The following is a 262-nucleotide window of genomic DNA, read 5'->3' as shown; positions in this document are numbered from 1 at the left end:
ATAACCCAACAGAAAATCTATGTTCATAAATATGGTTAGAATTAAGTTATGGTACAATGAAAATCTACATAGGAGGTTTGTATTTTGAAAATAGGTTATGCAAGAGTCTCAACTGGTTTGCAAAATTTGAATTTGCAGGAAGATCGATTAAATCAATATGGTTGTGAAAAGATATTTAGCGATCATATAAGTGGATCAAGAAGTAAACGTCCTGGTTTAGATAAAGCTATTGAATTTGCGAGGTCAGGAGATACGATTGTTG

The 262-nt window shown here is 32.1% G+C and carries 1 protein-coding gene; it reads left to right on the top strand.

Annotated features, from left to right (window positions below; genetic code table 11):
• Nucleotides 1-84 precede the first annotated feature (84 nt).
• Nucleotides 85-262, top strand: a 178-nt coding sequence (locus tag HMPREF2881_RS07210) for a recombinase family protein (protein ID WP_141752623.1), incomplete at its 3' end; no start/stop codon positions are given.

The sequence above is a fragment of the Staphylococcus sp. HMSC057A08 genome, from assembly GCF_001812925.1.
Taxonomy (GTDB): Bacteria; Bacillota; Bacilli; order Staphylococcales; family Staphylococcaceae; genus Staphylococcus; species Staphylococcus hominis.
This window is presented reverse-complemented; position numbering and strand designations above follow the sequence as displayed.